This window comes from Halomonas litopenaei (assembly GCF_017303055.1).
Taxonomy (GTDB): Bacteria; Pseudomonadota; Gammaproteobacteria; order Pseudomonadales; family Halomonadaceae; genus Halomonas; species Halomonas litopenaei_A.
The window spans coordinates 216,743-234,581 of the sequence record NZ_JAEKJT010000003.1 but is presented as its reverse complement, the minus strand read 5'-3'; the positions used below and the strand labels follow the sequence as shown (position 1 = coordinate 234,581).

Annotated in this window: 16 protein-coding genes; 5 read left to right on the top strand and 11 right to left on the bottom strand. The window is 62.0% G+C overall.

Features of this window, described 5'->3' with window-relative positions; all coding sequences use genetic code 11:
* Positions 1–13 precede the first annotated feature (13 nt).
* From JF545_RS05135 to JF545_RS05120, 4 genes are all read right to left on the bottom strand, one after another.
* Complete coding sequence (locus tag JF545_RS05135; protein WP_206939928.1) at positions 14–784, bottom strand: ABC transporter ATP-binding protein; 771 nt, start codon at positions 782–784, stop codon at positions 14–16.
* Between the two features lie 222 nt (positions 785–1,006).
* Entirely contained in the window at positions 1,007–1,999 is a 993-nt protein-coding gene (locus tag JF545_RS05130) for a succinylglutamate desuccinylase (protein WP_206939927.1), read from the bottom strand.
* A 693-nt stretch (positions 2,000–2,692) separates the two neighbouring features.
* Positions 2,693–3,712 (bottom strand): SMP-30/gluconolactonase/LRE family protein, encoded by a 1,020-nt coding sequence (locus JF545_RS05125; RefSeq protein WP_206939926.1) that lies wholly within the window; start codon positions 3,710–3,712, stop codon positions 2,693–2,695.
* Positions 3,713–3,830: 118 nt separating this feature from the next.
* Positions 3,831–4,400: a lipocalin family protein gene (locus tag JF545_RS05120; protein WP_206939925.1), complete on the bottom strand. Its 570-nt coding sequence runs from the start codon at positions 4,398–4,400 to the stop codon at positions 3,831–3,833.
* 202 nt (positions 4,401–4,602) lie between these two features.
* Between JF545_RS05120 and JF545_RS05115 the strand changes: the two genes are divergently transcribed.
* Positions 4,603–5,523, top strand: coding sequence for a class I SAM-dependent methyltransferase (locus JF545_RS05115; RefSeq protein ID WP_206939922.1), 921 nt, complete (start codon positions 4,603–4,605; stop codon positions 5,521–5,523).
* Positions 5,524–5,552: 29 nt separating this feature from the next.
* Here JF545_RS05115 and JF545_RS05110 read toward each other — a convergent pair whose 3' ends face one another.
* A complete protein-coding gene (locus tag JF545_RS05110) occupies positions 5,553–6,629 on the bottom strand; it encodes a tartrate dehydrogenase (protein ID WP_206939920.1) in 1,077 nt (358 codons plus the stop codon).
* Between the two features lie 208 nt (positions 6,630–6,837).
* Between JF545_RS05110 and JF545_RS05105 the strand changes: the two genes are divergently transcribed.
* A complete protein-coding gene (locus JF545_RS05105; protein WP_206939919.1) occupies positions 6,838–7,743 on the top strand; it encodes a LysR family transcriptional regulator in 906 nt (301 codons plus the stop codon).
* A 29-nt stretch (positions 7,744–7,772) separates the two neighbouring features.
* Here the strand turns inward: JF545_RS05105 and JF545_RS05100 are convergent, their stop codons facing one another.
* Complete coding sequence (locus JF545_RS05100; RefSeq protein ID WP_206939917.1) at positions 7,773–8,969, bottom strand: TauD/TfdA family dioxygenase; 1,197 nt, start codon at positions 8,967–8,969, stop codon at positions 7,773–7,775.
* 165 nt (positions 8,970–9,134) lie between these two features.
* On the opposite strand from JF545_RS05100, the gene JF545_RS05095 reads away from it, so the two are divergent.
* The 3 genes from JF545_RS05095 to JF545_RS05085 all read left to right on the top strand — a co-directional run bounded on the left by JF545_RS05095 (position 9,135) and on the right by JF545_RS05085 (position 12,752).
* Positions 9,135–10,034, top strand: coding sequence for a LysR substrate-binding domain-containing protein (locus tag JF545_RS05095; protein ID WP_206939912.1), 900 nt, complete (start codon positions 9,135–9,137; stop codon positions 10,032–10,034).
* A gap of 176 nt (positions 10,035–10,210) precedes the next feature.
* A complete protein-coding gene (locus JF545_RS05090; RefSeq protein ID WP_206939911.1) occupies positions 10,211–11,548 on the top strand; it encodes a glycosyltransferase in 1,338 nt (445 codons plus the stop codon).
* Between the two features lie 106 nt (positions 11,549–11,654).
* Positions 11,655–12,752 (top strand): sensor domain-containing diguanylate cyclase, encoded by a 1,098-nt coding sequence (locus JF545_RS05085; RefSeq protein ID WP_206939910.1) that lies wholly within the window; start codon positions 11,655–11,657, stop codon positions 12,750–12,752.
* Positions 12,753–12,957: 205 nt separating this feature from the next.
* On the opposite strand, the gene JF545_RS05080 is transcribed toward JF545_RS05085, so the two are convergent.
* From JF545_RS05080 to JF545_RS05060, 5 genes are all read right to left on the bottom strand, one after another.
* A complete protein-coding gene (locus JF545_RS05080) occupies positions 12,958–13,653 on the bottom strand; it encodes a TVP38/TMEM64 family protein (RefSeq protein ID WP_206939909.1) in 696 nt (231 codons plus the stop codon).
* The gene (locus JF545_RS05075; protein WP_206939907.1) at positions 13,650–14,492 is read right to left on the bottom strand and encodes a zinc-dependent peptidase; all 843 of its coding nucleotides are present in this window, start codon (positions 14,490–14,492) and stop codon (positions 13,650–13,652) included. The genes JF545_RS05080 and JF545_RS05075 overlap by 4 nt, the downstream gene beginning before the upstream one ends.
* On the bottom strand, positions 14,492–16,066 hold the full coding sequence (locus JF545_RS05070; protein WP_206939905.1) for a bifunctional GNAT family N-acetyltransferase/carbon-nitrogen hydrolase family protein: 1,575 nt from the start codon (positions 16,064–16,066) through the stop codon (positions 14,492–14,494). The genes JF545_RS05075 and JF545_RS05070 overlap by 1 nt, the downstream gene beginning before the upstream one ends.
* Positions 16,067–16,543: 477 nt before the next feature.
* On the bottom strand, positions 16,544–16,906 hold the full coding sequence (locus tag JF545_RS05065) for a hypothetical protein (protein ID WP_206939904.1): 363 nt from the start codon (positions 16,904–16,906) through the stop codon (positions 16,544–16,546).
* Between the two features lie 483 nt (positions 16,907–17,389).
* The gene (locus JF545_RS05060; protein ID WP_206939902.1) at positions 17,390–17,704 is read right to left on the bottom strand and encodes a hypothetical protein; all 315 of its coding nucleotides are present in this window, start codon (positions 17,702–17,704) and stop codon (positions 17,390–17,392) included.
* Positions 17,705–17,839 lie beyond the last annotated feature (135 nt).

The following is a 17,839-nucleotide window of genomic DNA, read 5'->3' as shown; positions in this document are numbered from 1 at the left end:
TCTCCTGGCCGTCTCAGCGCTTGGGTGCAAGAAACTGCTTGAGTCGCTCGGAACGGGGATTGCCCAGCACCTCATCGGGAGGTCCGGCTTCTTCTACCTGCCCCTGGTGCAGGTAGATCACCTGGCTGGACACGTCCCGGGCAAAGGCCATCTCGTGGGTGACTACGATCATGGTGCGGCCCTCTTCGGCCAGGTCGCGCATGACCTTGAGCACGTCGCCGACCAGCTCCGGGTCAAGCGCTGACGTCGGCTCGTCGAACAGCATCACCTCCGGGTCCATGGCCAGGGCGCGGGCGATGGCGCCGCGCTGCTGTTGGCCTCCGGAAAGCTGGGCGGGATAGTAGTCGGCGCGCTCCGCCAGGCCAACGCGCTCAAGCAGCGCCCTGGCATGCTGGATGGCTTCCTTCCTGGGCTTCTTCAGCACATGCACGGGCGCTTCGATGACGTTTTCCAGCAGGGTCATGTGGGCCCACAGGTTGAAGCTCTGGAACACCATCGACAGTTTGGCGCGCATCTGCACCACCTGGTTCCAGTCGGCGGGTTCCCGCCCGTGCTTGGTTTCCTTGAAACGGATCTGCTCGCCATGAACGATCAGTTCGCCTTCATTGGGCTGCTCGAGCAGGTTCATGCAACGCAGGAAGGTACTCTTGCCGGAGCCGGAAGCTCCGATCAGGGTAATGACGTCACCCTTGCGGGCCTCCAGGGACAGCCCCTTGAGCACTTCGGTGTTGCCGAAGCGCTTCTTGATGTTGCGCACTTCCAGCGGAATCGGTGTATCAGCCATGGATCGGGCTCCAGAAAAAAACGGCCGTGCCTGGTAAGCCGGCCGTATGGCGCGGGCTGGCGCGAAAAAACGGGGGATTCTAACAGGCTTGGGTCGGCGCAGCAGACGAAGCGAAATACAGAGGCATTATACCTTCGTCTAATCTGGAGGGGCGGGTCATCATAATGTTATCTCCAAGTTGTTGTTATCTCGAGAATATCGGGGAGATCGCAGCGTACAGGGTCAGTCCATGTCGAGAGCAACAGGGGCGACCAGAAGCGCTGCACGGGCGCCGAGTTCCACCTTGGCGTTGGGAAATACCACGCTCAGTGGAGTTGCGCCGATGCGCGTTTCACCGGCCTTGGCGTCGCGGGCGACGACCTCGCCCGGCGCGAACTCGGTGAAGTTCGGGGTGTTGTCGGCAAAGCACAGCGTAAAGTCCTCGCTTTCGCGAAAGACCTCCATTTCCACCGCGAAGCCCTGTAGATCCGCGATCTGCCCCTCTCGCGGAGACAGTCCGCTCAGCAAGGCCAACAGCAAATCACCCATGGCAGCAAGGGGCGCAAGATCATTGTGACCGAAGGGCAGCGCCTTGCCGAGTTCCAGCGTAAACGCCTGGGCCTGATGGTAGTGCTTGCTGTAGTGGGAAAAGGTCCAGCTATGCTGATGCTGCTTGAGCGCCGCCTGAATGCCAGCACCGGCCATCCATCGCCACTGCTGTGGTTCGGTAAGCGTGTCAGCGAAGGGGGCCACCACGAAGCGCGGATAATGGCTGTCGCGAATGGCGGTATGCAGGTCGTAGTGCAAGCGTGGCAGCTGGGGGTGGTCAGCAAAGAAGGTATCTACTGCCGCCATCAGTTCACGCGCACGGTCGGCCTCATCACCGGGTTGGTCCAGGCCTTGGCGGAACAGTCGATTGAGGTTGGTCTCGACGAAGCGCGTGTTGCGTCGAATGGCTTCCAGGTTGCCCAGGATCACCAGCACGGGAGCCCCCAGCTCGATGAAGCCGGCCTCAAGGCGTGCCAGGCAGTCTCCGAGCAGCTCAATGGGGGCCGTCTCGTTGCCGTGGATACCGGCTGACAGCACGCAGGCGCGTGCGTGGGGAGATACGTGGTCTGGGGTAAGGCGCAACACCCCTGGCGCTTCGATGCGGTAGTGTCCGCCGTGAATCCTGCCGTCTGACGGGAGCGAGGCGGAAGCAGCGTCGAGGCTTTTCGACAGCCAATCAGAAAGCATGTCGAGCTTCCTCTGTGGTGCTACACAACATACGGGTATGGCGAGGTAGAGCAAGCAACATGGGCAGCGTTCTTTGTTGTCGTATGCGGTGGTGGTGTGTGACGCCTACCGCTGGGCGTCGCCAACTCGGCACGCTGACGCGACGCCAGTCTGGCGAACCGGCGCCGAGGAGCGCGCTGCCCTCACGGTGATCACGCCATCATGTGGATCCAGCGGCGCTGGCCCGGAGCACATTCTGACGCCTGCTCCGGTGCACGTTCCGATGCAAGTTCCGGTGCAGGTTCCGATGAGAACTGAGCCAGCTTCGGCACGCTTCACGCTAGCTGCAAGGGCGGGCGTCGATCTGGTGTAAACCCGGGGTGCGAAGATGAAAGGTCGTGTAGCGTCGCCGGCGAGCACCGGTAAAGGGTGGCTGCAAGGACGTCACGGCGCAGTGCTGGCGTCTCACGGCCTTGCCGCTACATTCGCCTCGGCTCGCCGATTCGCCCCGGCTCGCCAATTCGCTTGGGCGAGCCGGGGCTAGGCTCAGGAGGTCTAGGGTTTGTACGAAAAGTCGACGAGCGAAGGTTAGACAAGGCAAAAATCGGTGAGAAAGCGCATTTTACAGGGTGTAAATGAGCATTTTGACCGGGCTGGCGTACCAGCCGATTTTTAACGCCGTATTACCGAGCGCAGGCACTTTTCAGGCAAGCCCTAGATTCCCCGTGCACCGGTGTATAGGGTGTAGATCGACTGACTGGCAGCCATCAGCAGGCGGTTGCGTTTCTCACCCACAAAGCAGACGTTGGCGCACACCTCTGGTAGCAGAATACGGCCGATGAGGGTGCCGTCACTGGCGAAGACGCTGACACCATCGATGCCCTCTCCTCCAGACGTACCTACCCACAGGTTGCCGTCCTCGTCGCAGCACATGCCGTCGTAGCCCTCGGTCTTGCTCTCGACCAGCCGCGTTGCTTCGCCTAGCGTTTTCTGGTCGCTGTCCAGGGTGAAGCGGGTAATGGTCGCAGGTTGGTCGGGATGGTGAGAGGGGGCCGTGTCAGTGACGTATAGGGACGTGCCGTCCGGGCCCAGAGCGATGCCGTTGGGCTTGAACAGCTCGGTAGTGAGCCGTCGAGGCTCATCCAGGCCTTCTTCCCAATAGTAGATCGCAGTGTCCAGCTCCAGCTCACGCTTTTGCCCCTCGTAGTCGGAGTGAGCGCCGTAACCCGGGTCGGTAAAGATGATCGCGCCCCCCGGAAGCGTTACCAGATCATTCGGGGCATTCAGGGGTTTGCCTTCGTAGGTGCTCGCCAGCACGCTGAGGCTGCCGTCCCACTCATAGCGTACTACCCGTGCGGGGGAGTGTTCGCAGGCCACCAGCCGACCGCGATCATCGAACGCGTTGCCGTTGGAGTGCCCCACGTGGTCACGCAGCACACTGACCTGACCACTGGCCTCGTCCCAGCGCATCTGTCGCGCTCTTGGGATATCGCTGAACACCGCGTAGCGGCCGACGGCGTTCCAGGCGGGCCCTTCCAGCCACAGCCCGCCTGTCCATTCGCGCTCCAGCGGAGCGTTGAACAGCTTGTACGATGCGAATCGGTCGTCTACCACCTGCCATGCATCGACCGGGTAACGTTGGGGGGCGGGGGCCTGAGCGAACAGCGACGGTGCAAAGCTGCTGGCGCCGATGGCTGCCGTGGCAGCAAGAAACTCTCGTCTTCCAAGTGACATTGGGGAAACCTCCATGCAGTGAAAAGGCAGCCACCATGGCCGCCCCTTCAGCGTATGAGGTAATCATGCATCTGTATGTTATACATTCTGACGAGGGCTGGTGGACCTGATCGGCGGCTCACGCCCCTTGTCGATACGCGGTGCAGGCTTCGCCCTGGTCGACGTTGATCAACTCGTCAACCGGGTAGTCGAGGCGTTCGGCGCGCTCGACCAGCGATTGGTAGGTCGCCTGGTCCAGCTGAGGACTCCGCGCCAGAACCCAGAGATAGTCGCGGTCTGGTCCGGTGACCAACGACCATTGTCCTGCGTCGTCCAGCGCCAGAATGTTGTAGCTTGAGTAGAAGGGGCCGAAGAAACTCACTTTCAGGCGGCCCACATTGTCTTCCTCGAGCAGGTAGGCCTTGCCTTCTGCCACATCCACGTTGCCCTCGGCGAGGTTGACGCCGCGGTTGATCACTCGCACGCCACCGTCGTCGCGCAGCGAGTAGTCTGCGGTCACGCAGTCCAGCCCCTCTTCAAAGCTGTGATCGAAGCGAGCGATCTCGTACCAGCGCCCCAGGTAGTCATCAAGGGCAAAGTCATTGATGGGTTGGGTACCCGAAGGCAGCCCGGTGCAGCCGGCCAGCGCCAGCATGCTGAGGGGAAACAGGGTGGTCAGAGAGCGAAGACGGCGTCCGTGCGAAGACATGGTGACTCCAGAGAAACGTTCATGATGTAAAGCTAGTGTATGTCTCTGGTATCAATGTTGTCCAAGGATGGGACGGCTTCTGCCAATAGCCACTCCGGTGCTGATACCGGCGTGGTCAGATGGCTAGTGGGGGACAGGGAATCAGGGCGTGGCCATGAAGGACAGTACGACAGGGAATCAGAAAACAATAGGGAGCCTGGGGATGAAGGACACGAGGTCACGTAGTGAGGCGGTATTGGCAAGAGTCGATGAGCACTATGCTGGCAAACCCGCTGGCCGCCTTCATGCCAGTTTGACCGACCGGCTGAGAGATGCCTTTCAGGCGGCAGGCTGCGATGTGGAGCGACTGAGCCTGGACGAGATAGCGGGTGTCGACCAGCTTCATCTTGGCGGCCGCGCGGCGAGTCGACGGCTGAGTCGGTTGGCTCAACTGCCCCCTGGCAGCCGCGTGCTGGATATCGGCTGTGGCACCGGGGGTGCCAGTCGCCTGCTTGCCGCTGAAGGCGACTGCCAGGTGGTGGGGATTGACGTCACGGCGGAGTTTATCGATGTGGCCAGATGGCTCAGTCGTGCCACCGGGCTGTCGTCCAGGACCCGGTTCATCTGTGCCGATGCTGCCGAACTGCCGCTGCCCAGCGCAAGTGTTGACGCGGTCTGGTGTCAGCATGCGCTGCTTAACATGCCGACCCCCGATGCGGTGATCGGCGAATGGTGTCGAGTCCTTGCCGGTCAGGGCAAGCTGCTATTGCATGAGGTGGTCAGCGGTGACAACCCCTCACCGCTGGTGCTGCCGGTGCCCTGGGCAAGTCGCCGAGAGCATAGCCAGCTCGAGTCACTGACTCAGCTTGAGCGGCGCCTGGAAAGCGCTGGCTTTGAATGCCTGACACTTGAGGACGTGACGGCCGATGCCCTGGCATGGCGGGGCAAGCATGCACGCCACGAACAACCGCCACAGGCTGAGACGACGCAGGGGACGCCCGCAAAGACGGAGGGCAGCCGTCACACGCTGCCCGGCGCGGCGGCCATCTTCGGTGAGTCGTTTGTCGACATGGGGCGTAACCTGCTCGACAACCTTCAGCACGATCGGGTGAGGGTGGTACAGGGCGTGTGGCAGCGGGGCTGACCTGTTCGATCAGGCCTGCCCCGTCGGCCTCAGCCGTGAGCAATCCGCTCGCTGATGGCGCCACCCAGTTGCTCGGTGGTACCAGTGCCACCAAGATCCGGCGTCAGGACCGCCTTGTTGCCGTCTTCCAGTACGGCTTCGATCGCCGCGAGGATGGCGTCGCCGGCGTCCTTGTGTCCCAGGTGTTCGAGCATCATGGCTCCGGACCAGATCTGGCCGATGGGATTGGCGATGCCCTTGCCGGCGATATCCGGTGCGCTGCCGTGTACTGGCTCGAACAGGCTGGGGAAGGTGCCCTCAGGGTTGATATTGGCAGAGGGCGCGACGCCAATGGTGCCGGTGCAGGCAGGCCCCAGGTCAGACAGGATGTCGCCGAACAGATTCGAGGCGACCACCACATCGAACCAGTCCGGGTGCATCACGAAGTTGGCGGTCAGGATGTCGATATGAAACTTGTCGACCTCGACATCGCTGTAGTGCTTGGCCATCTCGGCCACGCGGCTGTCCCACCAGGGCATGGTGATGGCGATGCCGTTGGACTTGGTGGCGGACGTCAGTTTCTTGCGAGGCCGGCTCTGGGCCAGGTCAAAGGCGTACTTGAGGACTCGGTCGACGCCGTGGCGGGTCATCACGGTTTCCTGAATGACGACTTCCCGATCAGTGCCCTCGAACATGGTGCCGCCAACGCTCGAATACTCGCCCTCGGTGTTCTCGCGAACCACATAGAAGTCGATGTCCCCAGGCACGCGTCCTGCCAGAGGACTCTTGATCCCCGGTAGCAGGCGGCAGGGGCGCAGGTTGACGTACTGGTCAAACTCGCGTCGAAACTTGAGCAGCGATCCCCACAGCGAGATGTGATCGGGCACTTTGTCGGGCCAGCCGATGGCACCATAGAAGATGGCATCAAAGCCGATCAGCGTCTCACGCCAGTCGTCCGGCAGCATCTTGCCGTGCTCGAGGTAATAGTCACAGCAGGCGAAGTCAAAGGTCTGGGTGTCGAGCGCAATATCGAAACGCTTGGCGGCGGCCTCCAGAGCGCGCACGCCCTCTGGCATGACTTCGGTACCGATGCCGTCTCCGGCGATGATCGCAATGCGATGGGACATGGGGCGAGCTCCTGTCAGCGTTGATGTTGATCTGTTGTTAGTGGAGAGACTGCCAGCCGAGTGGTTGCGGGTTGAACGGCCGTCTGTCGTCAGGTCGGCGGTCCTGACGTTGGCCAGGTCGCCGTCGCTGAAGCCAGTGTAGCCCTTTACGTGAATGGGATAATGGGGCTTTATGGCAATTCATTGTTGAATCTTGGTGGAGAGTGGCGTGGCGTCACTGGATGATCTTGCGTTCTTTCGCCAGCTGGCGCTGGCAGGCAACTTGACGGCTACGGCGCGGGAGCTTGGGCTGTCGCTGTCGGCGGTGAGCAAACGGCTCAAGCAGATCGAGGCGCGGCTGGGGGTTGAGCTGGCCACGCGTACCACCCGCCGGTGGACCCTGACCGCCGAGGGAGAGCGGTATCTGGCCCGTGGAATGGCCCTGCTGGAAGAGCTGGCAGAGCTGGAAGAGAGCCTGGGGGAGGACCGCCGCGCACTGGCGGGGCCGATTCGCATCAATGCCACCTTTGGCTTCGGTCGCCGCCACGTGGCTCCACTGCTATCCGATTTCTGTGCCCAGCATCCCGGGATCGAGGCGTCGCTTGAACTGTCGAACTTTCCTGCGCCGCTGGTGGAGGGGGTCGATCTGGGGATCCGTATCGGCGAGCCACCGGACTCGCGCCTGGTCGCGCGTCGGCTGGTCATCAACCGTCGAGTGCCCTGTGCCTCACCTGACTACCTGACCAGGCACGGACGGCCCGTCGCCGTCTCCGACCTTCAACGCCATGCCTGTCTGGTGCTTCGCGAGAACGATAGTGACTTTGCTCAGTGGCGCTTTGAAGATGCCCAGGGCAAGGAGGCATCGGTGAAGGTCGGTGGCCGCCTTGCCAGCAATGACGGGGAAGTCATCAAGCGGCTGGCGCTAGACGGCCACGGGATCATGCTGCGCTCCTGGTGGGATGTCTGTGATGACCTGGCGGCGGGAAGACTGGTTCAGCTGCTGCCGGGGTGGCAGGGAGTCAGGGCCGACTTCTTCGCGGTCTATGCCCAGCGCCGTCACGTGCCGGCTCGACTGCGGGCGCTGGTCGACTTTCTCGCGAAGGGACTGGAAGACCGCATTGCTGTCCCGGCTTGAGCGACGGGCTGGCGCAATAGGGCGCTGGCTCAGCCCTGTCTGGCCAGCACGCGCAAGCGTGACTCCAGCATGTCGCGGTCCAGGTAGGTGCCCTGCAGGTGGCGCTCGCCGGTGCTGGGGTCGAACGCTTCGCGACCGTGGAGAACCCGGCGATTGTCAAAGGCGACCATTTGCCCTGGCTTGAGCTCAAGGGAGATTCGGTGCTCCGGGGCGTTCAGCAACGCCCAGAAATGGGCGTAGGCCTCGTACCAGGGGGCGATCAACGCCTCCGGCAGGTGGAGGGTGTCACGAATCCAGTTATTGAAGCGAATCTCGCGAATGCGCCCATCCGGCGCCACGTCTATGACCGGTTCGCGCACGCCAATATCCTGCTCGTCATCCTGAAAGCGAAAGTCGATGGGCGTTGTCGCCAGCAGGGTGAAGTGGGCGGGATGTTCGGCCCGCAATGCCTCAGCGACCTGAACGCCGTCGGCAAAGATCGAGCCGCCTCCTTCGGCATCGTTCTTGAGGCAGTAAAGCAGCTGTATGTCCGGCGGCTGGCGCCAGTTGGGCAGGTCCGTATGCAGCGCCAGGCCGATGGCCGTATAGGCTGCGTTGTTGGGGTTGGGCTTTGAGACCACGTCGAAACGTGCACCGAAGTTGGTCGCTCTGAGCGGTCCGATACGCTGCGCCAGTCGGCTGACTTCGTCCAGGGCCAGCGGGCCGTCATCCAGCAGCACCAGGCCATCGCGCAGCAGTGCGGTGAGCCACCGTTGTTCGCCCTCACCGCCGGCGATGAGGTCTGAGTGGCGTACACGCTCGGCAGCGAAACCATGGGGCCACGCCACTGTGCTGGGCAGCGGCGACGGGCTTGAATACCCTGGCCGGCGCTGATGCAGCCAGCCGCTGGCGAACCGGCTGATATGCTCATCCTGCCAGGACAGCTGCAGCTGCCCTTGTACGACCCGTGCACCAGACAGCCGTGGCGTTTCCTCAAGGGGCATCACCAGCCGCTCCCGGGTCTGTGGGTGTCGGCATCGCTCGCAGGCACAATGATCACGAAGCCAGATCAGCGGGTAGCTGCCCTCGTCACCGTTTTCCCAGGTCAGCCTGACGTGGGATTCGCTGGTGCTGACGGTGGCAAGCCATGGCCGCTCGGGGTAGGGGGCGAGTTCATGCATGTCGATCAGCGCGTCAGCGTGTAGGGAGACGTCAGTCGCTTGAGGCGGCACGGCATCGCTTTGCATGGAAACTCTCCTGAAGCGGCATGTTGAAGGTGAGGGAGGGGAAACATGGTGGCGGCTCGAGCCCGTGTCGACAAACGACTAATATGGGGTCTTAGGCCAAGCTCTGCTTATGGCACCTTTTTGCTTGGTGCCAAGTAAACCAACCACTACGCGGATGGATACGAGATGAGCGCTCTTCCTCCTCTCCACTGGCTGCAGGCCTTCGAGGCCTCGGCGCGCACGCTGAGCTTCACCGCAGCAGGACAGGAACTGTCGGTGACTCAGGCGGCCATCAGTCAGCGCATCAGGTTGCTGGAGGACCGTCTGGGGCAAGCCCTGTTCGTACGACACCCTCGCAGCCTGTCGTTGACCCCGGCAGGCCAAGCCTGGCTGCCGAGCGTGCAGGAAGCCTTCGCGCGCCTGGAAGAGGGAACGCTTGAGGTGTTCGGTACCACCTCGGAAGGCCAGGTCACCCTGCGCACCACGCCCGCCCTGCAGCATTATTGGTTGGCGCCTCGGCTGGCGCGTTTTCACGCCACTCATCGCGATATCTCGGTCAGGGTGGTCAGTGCCATCTGGAGCGCCGACTTTGGCGCCCAGGGGGCGGATATGGAAATCCGCTACGGCCGAGGGGACTGGGGGAATGTGGAGAGCATCAGCCTGGGCAAGGAGTCGCTGATCCCCGTATGTTCACCATCGCTGGCCGAGCGTCTGGCCTCACCGGGGGATCTGGCTGGACAGACGCTGTTGCACGCTGCAGGATTCGCCTCAGGCTGGCCGGCGTGGCTGTCTCTGGTGGACCAGGCAGCACTGTCGCGCCAGTGCCATAGCCTGGTATGTGACAACCTCAGCATGGTCATCAGCCTTGCCGAGCAGGGCGTCGGAGTGGCATTGGTGCATCAGCGCCTGCTAAGTGGCAGGCACTCCCTGGTGGCTCCTTTCGCGACGGCATTGCCCGTGGATGAAGGGTTCTGGCTGTGTCGGCCAAAACGGCAGCAGGGTCAGGCCGCACACGGTCTGTGGACGTGGCTGCTGGCCGATCGGGAGGATGCCGAACGTTCTGTCATCACCCCTGCCTCCACCTGAGTCACCTGAGTGCTCGTATCCATGATGGCCAGGCGGGGCGAACCATACACGCGTAAACTTGTCCTCATAGGGTTTGTTGCCAGCGCCGTTGCCGTCGTTTACGCCACTCGAGTGACGACCGTTTCACGCAGGCGTTATACGCTTTTTTTACCTGCTTTCGGGAGCGAATAGCCACCGTGAATGTGCTGATGTTCACCAACACCTATGCACCCATTGTGGGCGGGGTGAGCGAATCCGTGCAGCGTCTCAAGTCCCAGCTCCAGGACGCCGGCCATGCTGTGCTGGTGGTGGCACCTCGGCTTGAGGGACAGCCGGACAACGAGCCGGATGTGGTCAGAGTGGCGGCGGTCCAGCAGTTCAATGGCAGTGACTTTTCCCTCCCCGTACCGATTCCCGGGCAATTGTTCGATGCCATCGAGTCCTTCGAGCCAGACATCGTGCATTCCCATCATCCTTTCCTGCTGGGGGATACCGCGGCTCGAGCAGCGGAAACGTACGGACTGCCTTTGGTGTTTACCCACCACACACTGTATGAACACTACACACACTATGTGCCCGGGCATTCGCCCCGGATGCAGCGCTTCGCCATCGCCCTGGCGACCCAGTACACCTGGCTGTGTGACGAGGTCATCGCGCCGAGCGAGAGCATCAAGGCGCTGTTGGCGGAACGTGCCGGCAATCCGCAGACCACGGTGGTACCAAGCGGTGTCGATACCCGTCGGTTTGCCGGTGGCCAGCGTGACCGTTGGCGTAAGCACTTCGGTATCGGTGACGATGCGCTGGTGTTGGGACATCTTGGTCGCCTTGCCAAGGAGAAGAATCTGGCCTTCCTGGCCCGTGCTGTGTGCCTGGCGTTGACGGCCCGAACGGACGCCTGGTGGCTGGTGGTGGGTGACGGCAATGCGCGGCAGGTGGTCGAGAGCATCGCCCAGGAACAGGGGGTGTTGGATCGCGTCTGCTTTACCGGGTGCCTGCATGGTCAGGAGCTGATCGATGCCTACCATGGGATGGATGTGTTTGCCTTTGCTTCGTTTAGCGAGACGCAAGGCATGGTCGTCGCCGAGGCGATGGCGGCGGGCTTGCCGGTGGTGGCCCTGGACGCGCCAGGCGTGCGCGAGGTGGTGCGTGACGGTGCCAACGGCCGCCTGCTGCAGAGCGAGGACGAGAGTGCCTTTGCCGAGGCGCTGCTGGAGTGCGGTGAGCCCGAGTGCTGGCAGGACAGGCATCAGGCCGCGCTGACAACCGCAAAAGACTACGATGAGTCGCGCTGTGCCGAGCGTTGCCTGTGCGTCTATCGCCTGGCCATCGCCCATGGCGGCCCCTTTACACACGCAGACGATGGCGGCTGGGAGCGGGTGCGCAGCCGTCTTGGCGCTGAATGGCAGATGCTGTGCTACCGAGGGCGAGTCCTGCGTCACGTGGTGCAAGACGAATGGCGGGAAGAGCGTCCTTCCTGGTGGCCTGGGCACCACCATGGTGAACCGAAGACACCGGCTCGCCGAGAAGAGTCGTAGGCGTACCCTGGCCTAAGACATGTCGAAGGCTTGCTGTCGTCAGTATGCCGTTGCGGTGCGTCGCTTGGCGGTTGTTCCCTCTCCCTGGCTGGTGCACGATAGTGTCATGACAATGCAGCAGGATGGCATGAATGCCTGGCGTGGAGGTGGCAGGGTGTCCAAGGCAAGCGAACCAGGGGAAATGACGTCTCTCGACGTCGACTTGACCATCGAGTTGCCGGTGCGCTTCGTGCACGAGCTGTCTGCTGCCGAGTCTTTGCAGGACGTGCTGGACACGGTGGCCAGGTGGTCGCATACCGTGTTTGGCGCCAATCGGGCGTCCATCACCCTGGCCAAGTCCGAGACCGAACTGGCATTGATTGCCATGCAGGGTAACAACGCCATTCCCGTAGACGCTCCCATGCCCATCGAAGGGACGATGGTGGGGCGGGTCTATCGCACCCGTCAGGCGGAGTACGCCGCCAGCTTCGAAGGTAGCAGCGATCTGGATTGCCAGATGCTGCGTAGCAAGGGACTAAGGTGTTGTCTCGATGTGCCGATGATCAGCAGCGGTCGCTGCATGGGCACCATGAATATTGCCCATGAGACGCCTGACGCCTTCAGCGACCTTGATCGGCAGCGCCTGCAGGCCATGGCGCACTGGGTGGCGGCCAGCATTCGTATTCATCACCAGATGGAAGAAATGGCGCTGCTGTCCGGTACCGACCCCCTGACCGGGGTATGCAACAGACGGGCCTTCGCCACCCGCTTTGGTGCACTGACCAAGCGCTGGCAGTGCCATAGCGCGGCTCTGGGAATCGCGCTCATCGATCTCGATCACTTCAAGTCCATCAACGACACTTACGGCCATGACGTGGGCGACCAGGTTCTGGTCGCCGTGGCGAAAGCGCTCACGTCCAGCTTTCGCAAGTCTGACCTGATCGCGCGAATGGGAGGCGAAGAATTTTGCGTGGTCATGGCCGATGTGGACAAGCCGGCGCTGATGGTGGCGCTGGAGCGTTTCAACCAGGCGCTGGCCAGTCTCGATGTGTCGGCCGCAGGAGCGCCGATTGCGGTCACGGCCAGTATTGGCGCCCTGTTGATCGATCAGGGGCACGAGGACCTGAGCCAGCTGGTCAGCCATGCCGACAAGGCCATGTATCGTGCCAAGACCGGCGGGCGTAACCGCATCGAGTTTGTTCACCTTAAGGAAAGTGCCACCTAGGGCTTGTACGAAAAGTGCCTGCGCTTGGTGATACGGCGTTAAAAATCGGGTCAAAATGCTCATTTACACTTCGTAAACTGCGCTTTCTCACCGATTTTTGCCTTGTCTAACCTTCGCTCGTCGACTTTTCGGACAAAGCCTCGCCCGCACCTGGGGGGCGCTCACTTCACGCCCTGCTCTCGAGACGCGCTGTTCAAGAGAGGGCTTACCGCGTTATCTCGCGCCGGGAGTGTTTGCGCCGGTCCGCCCAGCGCTTGAGCGCCACCAGCACGGCAACGCCGATGGCCAGTCCCATCACGGAGTAGATCACCTCGCTGCGGCTGTCTGCCGTTACCAGCTCACCCAGCTGGCTGCCCAGCAGGGTAACGCCGGCAAGCCCAGGGGCGATCCCGATGACGGAGCCGATCAGGTAATCCCTGAAACGCAGGTGAAAGGCACCTGCCAGCATATTGGTCAGGGTGAAGGGGGCCAATGGCAGCAGATTGACGATGGTCATGGTGCGTATGCCGCGGCCGGAAAGGTAGCGCGATACGCCGTGGAGTCGCTTGCCGCCATAGCGCAGCAGTGCGTCCCGACCGAGTTGCCGGCCGACCCACCAGGTCAGGCATGACGCGGCCAAGGTGCCAATCAGGGCATAACCAAACCCCCACCAGGGCCCGAACAGCAGGCCCGTGGCCGCTACCAGCAGGCTCAGCGGGAACATCACCAGCGACAGGCCGGCGTAGACGCTGGCCACCACCACCATCGCCCATGGGCTATCGCGCCATGCCGCGGCGCCCTGTGCCAGCGTCAACAAGGTGTCGACCGTCAGCAGGTCATGCATCGCCAGCCATTGCCAGGTCAGACCGCAGGCGAGGACAAGCGTCAGCGCCAGAGTAGGGAGAAGCCAGCGACGGGTCATGACGAGCGAGCCTGTGAGTCGGATGACGGAGCGTCAAGGGCAGCGGTGGGTAGGTGCCATTGATGCGGCTGCTGCTTGAAGTAGCGACAGAGCAGTTCGTACAGGCCGGGATAGGCCTGCGATAGGAGGTCGGGTGCGCTGAAGAAGGTCTCGCAGCAGACCGCGAAACACTCTCCAGGGTGAGTGGCCGCGTAGTCATCGATAGGCGTCGGCTCGCCGCTGGCAACACGTTCCTGAAGGTCGTTCCAGACCGCGGAGAATTCGCGATGCCACTGCGCCGAGGCAATGGTCACAGGAAGCGGGGGGAAGCCGTCGACGTCCTGAGAATTGCCCATGTCGAGCTTATGGGCGAACTCGTGGATGACCACGTTGAAGCCCTCCAGGCCACCGCTCTCCAGCAGGTCGGGCAGGGCAATGACCACAGGCCCCTGATAGAACGTCTCGCCGGCACGCTCGTCCTCGTAGACGTGCATCACGCCGGCCTCGTCCATCTCTTCGACCTGGCGACGAAAGGCGTCGGGCAACACCAGTACTTCGTGCACGTTGGCGAAGGCGTCCTGGTGCTCGTGCTCGCTCCAGCCGAGCGTCAGCAGGCAGGCCTGGGCCGCCAGGGCCAGGCGTTCCTCGCTATCCAGTGCCGCAGGATCCAGGTCCGGGTGCAGGCTCAGACGCTTGTCGTGAAGAAAGCGCCAGGCGCGTTGCCCCAGGCGCTGGGTCGACGCCTCGGGCACCCGGGCCAGCAAGGGCAGCCGCGCTCGCGCGGCTGCCCAGGTGTCGGCGGGAAAGGGATGACGGGCATCGAAACGCGCCGCTCGCCATCGCCTGAGGCGGGACAACATCAGCTGTCGTCCTGATCCCTGGCGCCGGACTTCCAGGACCAGTCGCGCAGGCGCAGGTCGAACAGGTCCTTACGGCGGTCCTTGAGGTTGGTCACCGAGCCCTCGGCACGCACCACGGTCAACCGCGACAGGTCGAGATCCGAGAACATGATCATTTCGGTGTTGGGGGTGGTCTCTGCCATGACCGCATCGTGGGGAAAGGCAAAGTCCGACGGTGAGAACACCGATGACTGGGCGTACTGGATATCCAGGTTCTCGATGGACGGCACGTTGCCCACGCTGCCACACAGGACGACATAGCACTCGTTCTCGATGGCGCGAGCCTGGGCACAATGGCGCACCCGCAGGTAGCCATTCTTGGTATCGGTCCAGAACGGCACGAACAGCATGTCCATGTCTTGATCCGCGAGCAGTCGGCCCAGCTCCGGGAATTCCACGTCGTAGCAGATCAGGATGCCGATGCGCCCGGCATCGGTCTGGAACACGCAGAGGTCGTCGCCGCCCTCAATGACCCAATCACGCCGCTCTTGCGGGGTGATGTGCAGTTTTGCCTGGCGCTCTACGCTGCCGTCACGATGGCACAGGTACGCCACATTGTAGAGGCGACCCTCGGGCCCTTCCTCGATCATCGACCCTGCGATGATGTTGATGTTATAGGCGACCGCCATGCGTGACATTTCGGTCTTGAAGCGCTCGGTGAATCCGGCCAGGAAGCGAATGGCCGCCATCTGGTCCTGCTGTGCGGCGCGATCCTGCAGCCCCATCAGCGGGGCATTGAACAATTCGGGAAAGACGGCAAAGTCGCTCTGGTAGTCCGACAGCGCATCGACAAAGTACTCGACCTGCTGCAGTACCGCCTCGACCGATGCAAATTCGCGCATCTGCCACTGCACCGCGCCAACCCGAACCTGGGTGGGACGACTTTCCAGCATGCGCTCGGCCGGCTCGAACAGGATGTTGTTCCACTCGAGCAGGGTCGCATATCCCTGGGACTTCTCGTCCTCGGGCAAGTATTTGCGCAGCAGTCGCTTGACCTGGAAATCGTTGGACAGCTGAAACGACAGGATGGGGTCGTGCAGCTCCTTGCGCGATACCTTGTCGATGTACTCACTGGGAGACATCTGCTCGGCAACCCGGTGATACTCTGGGATGCGGCCCCCGGCCAGGATGGCCTTGAGGTTGAGCTGGCGACAGACTTCCTTGCGCGCTTCGTACAGGCGTCGGCCCAGGCGATAGCCGCGGTAGGCGGGGTCGATCAGTACATCGATGCCGTACATGGCATCGCCATCCTTGTCGTTCTGGATGGTCTCGCGCTTACCGATGAGATCGTCGTAGCGATGAGGGTTGGAGAACTCTTCGTAGTCCACCAGGGCGGTCAATGCAACGCCCACCAGGCGGCCATCGTCCTCGATGACGATCTGGCCGTCAGGAAATTCTGCCACCAGCTTGTCGATGGTGTTCCTGGGCCAGGCTCCGCCAATATCGTGATAGACCTTGTCCATCAGCCCCTTGAGCTGGGGATAGTCGTCGCAGGTCAGGTTGCGGAGATTCAGCTGTAGATCATCGAGGGACATGCAACGTTCCTCCGGAAATGAGTCGCTAAGGCTAACATGCCGCTTGCGGCAGGTGGAAAAGCCGGGAATAGGTGGGGATCAGCGTTGGTTGACAGGAAGACGCGGTAAACAGGTGCTGTACAAGATCGCTCACATAAGACCATCGGGGTAACAGCAGCGGCACAAGAGCATCGCTGGAAAAGCATCTGTACAACAGCCACGAGCCCTGTATCAACGACCCATGTAAGGTGTTCCGCTACACAGTGGCGGTAGTGTCAGGACTTCGAAAAACAGGTGGTAACGAGTATACCTTAGGCACGTCTGTGACGTGAGCCAGCGCCTGTCCCATCGTCAGGGTGGCAGGAGACACCATACACGCAAGACAACTAAGGCAACCGATAGCCCCAGGACATAAAAAGGCCCCGCCCAATGAGGGGCGGAGCCTGACGAGTCACTTTGCGGGCAGGTGCAGCGGCGCGTGCCGCAGTGCTAGAGGTCTCAGACCTCGTTTTCCGGCTTGTTGGCTGAGTCGACGCCGCTATCCTCAACCAGCTTGCCCTCGTCGAGAGCGGAGGGATTATCGCTGTCAGAGGCCTTGTCAGAAGGCATGTGGCTGGAATCGACTCCACCATCCTTGACGATTTCGCCACCGGGGATGGCGCCATCGGCATGGTCGGCCATGGACGGGTCGTTGGCCGAATCGACTCCGCTGTTGTCCGGCGTGACCTCCTCCTGCTGCATATCACCCTGGGCGTGCGCATGGTCGTCGCCGTGGTGGTCTGCCAGTGCGGCGCCGGAGGCGAGTCCAAGCAGTCCAGCAAGGGCCAGGCGCTTGAGCAACGTGGTTGAGAAAGTGTTCATTGCAGTACCTCCAGATGTTCACTGGTCATGGTCTGTACAGGGTCAGTCGATGCCTGTGCGCTGGCTCATCAGTGAGAGCGCATACGTCTCAGTTCAGGGCAAAGAAGGTCGCTGTGGGTGGGGGCTAACAACCAAGAAACGTTAGCCGGACGAGGGCGTGGGAGGCGTGAACCCTTCCTTGGGCTCGGGTGGCATCCTTTTCACTGTCCGGCGCGAGCCGATCCTTGTGCTCAATGTGGGCATCCAAGCCCATCAGTTCCGTCCTGGAACTGTCGGCAGCCTTCCTGGCAGCCGTGCTGATCTGGCCTGGGCCCTTCCATGGGCCCGTCAATCTTCCGTGTCGCTGTCGGGCGTGAGCGAGTCCGTCTGCTCGTCGTGGAGCCTCCTGCTCCTGCGGTTCCGTCCTGGAACCACTGGCGGCCGTCCTGGCCGCCGACCCGCGGCATGTCCGTGCCGCTAAATGCCGTCCTTGGCAGGGCGCGTTTATTCGGTGTCGTTGGCAGAGTCGACGCCGCTGTCTTCTGCCAGGTCACCGGTCGGCTGGGTCTGAGTCATGCCGTCGTCAGCACCTTCTGTGCTGTTGGCAGAGTCGACGCCACCGTCCTCGACAATCGGCTCATCAGTGTTCATGGCATCGCTGCCATGCTGGCCGCTTGCATCGTGCTGCTCGGTGACATTATTGGAAGAGTCGACGCCACTTTCCTGTGCATCGCTTTCCTCATGATGGTTTGCCAGGGCCATGCTGGAAAACAACGCCATGGCGCTCATCAGTGCTGCTGCCTTGACGATATGTTTCATGGTGAACCTCTCGTCGCTGGTGGGTGCAGTGGACCGCCGGCGTCCTGTGCTCAGCGGTTGTACTAAAGCTATACAACCTGATCTGAAAATGCAAATAAGCCTGATAACTAAGTCTAAGTATTGTTCACTGTTATG

What these genes read in the sequence shown, in the direction of transcription:
- JF545_RS05135 (WP_206939928.1), bottom strand. Translation starts at nt 784, where the DNA reads ATGGCTGATACACCGATTCCGCTGGAAGTGCGCAACATCAAGAAGCGC.
- JF545_RS05130 (WP_206939927.1), bottom strand. Translation starts at nt 1,999, where the DNA reads ATGCTTTCTGATTGGCTGTCGAAAAGCCTCGACGCTGCTTCCGCCTCG.
- JF545_RS05125 (WP_206939926.1), bottom strand. Translation starts at nt 3,712, where the DNA reads ATGTCACTTGGAAGACGAGAGTTTCTTGCTGCCACGGCAGCCATCGGC.
- JF545_RS05120 (WP_206939925.1), bottom strand. Translation starts at nt 4,400, where the DNA reads ATGTCTTCGCACGGACGCCGTCTTCGCTCTCTGACCACCCTGTTTCCC.
- JF545_RS05115 (WP_206939922.1), top strand. Translation starts at nt 4,603, where the DNA reads ATGAAGGACACGAGGTCACGTAGTGAGGCGGTATTGGCAAGAGTCGAT.
- JF545_RS05110 (WP_206939920.1), bottom strand. Translation starts at nt 6,629, where the DNA reads ATGTCCCATCGCATTGCGATCATCGCCGGAGACGGCATCGGTACCGAA.
- JF545_RS05100 (WP_206939917.1), bottom strand. Translation starts at nt 8,969, where the DNA reads ATGCAAAGCGATGCCGTGCCGCCTCAAGCGACTGACGTCTCCCTACAC.
- JF545_RS05095 (WP_206939912.1), top strand. Translation starts at nt 9,135, where the DNA reads ATGAGCGCTCTTCCTCCTCTCCACTGGCTGCAGGCCTTCGAGGCCTCG.
- JF545_RS05085 (WP_206939910.1), top strand. Translation starts at nt 11,655, where the DNA reads ATGACAATGCAGCAGGATGGCATGAATGCCTGGCGTGGAGGTGGCAGG.
- JF545_RS05080 (WP_206939909.1), bottom strand. Translation starts at nt 13,653, where the DNA reads ATGACCCGTCGCTGGCTTCTCCCTACTCTGGCGCTGACGCTTGTCCTC.
- JF545_RS05075 (WP_206939907.1), bottom strand. Translation starts at nt 14,492, where the DNA reads ATGTTGTCCCGCCTCAGGCGATGGCGAGCGGCGCGTTTCGATGCCCGT.
- JF545_RS05070 (WP_206939905.1), bottom strand. Translation starts at nt 16,066, where the DNA reads ATGTCCCTCGATGATCTACAGCTGAATCTCCGCAACCTGACCTGCGAC.
- JF545_RS05065 (WP_206939904.1), bottom strand. Translation starts at nt 16,906, where the DNA reads ATGAACACTTTCTCAACCACGTTGCTCAAGCGCCTGGCCCTTGCTGGA.
- JF545_RS05060 (WP_206939902.1), bottom strand. Translation starts at nt 17,704, where the DNA reads ATGAAACATATCGTCAAGGCAGCAGCACTGATGAGCGCCATGGCGTTG.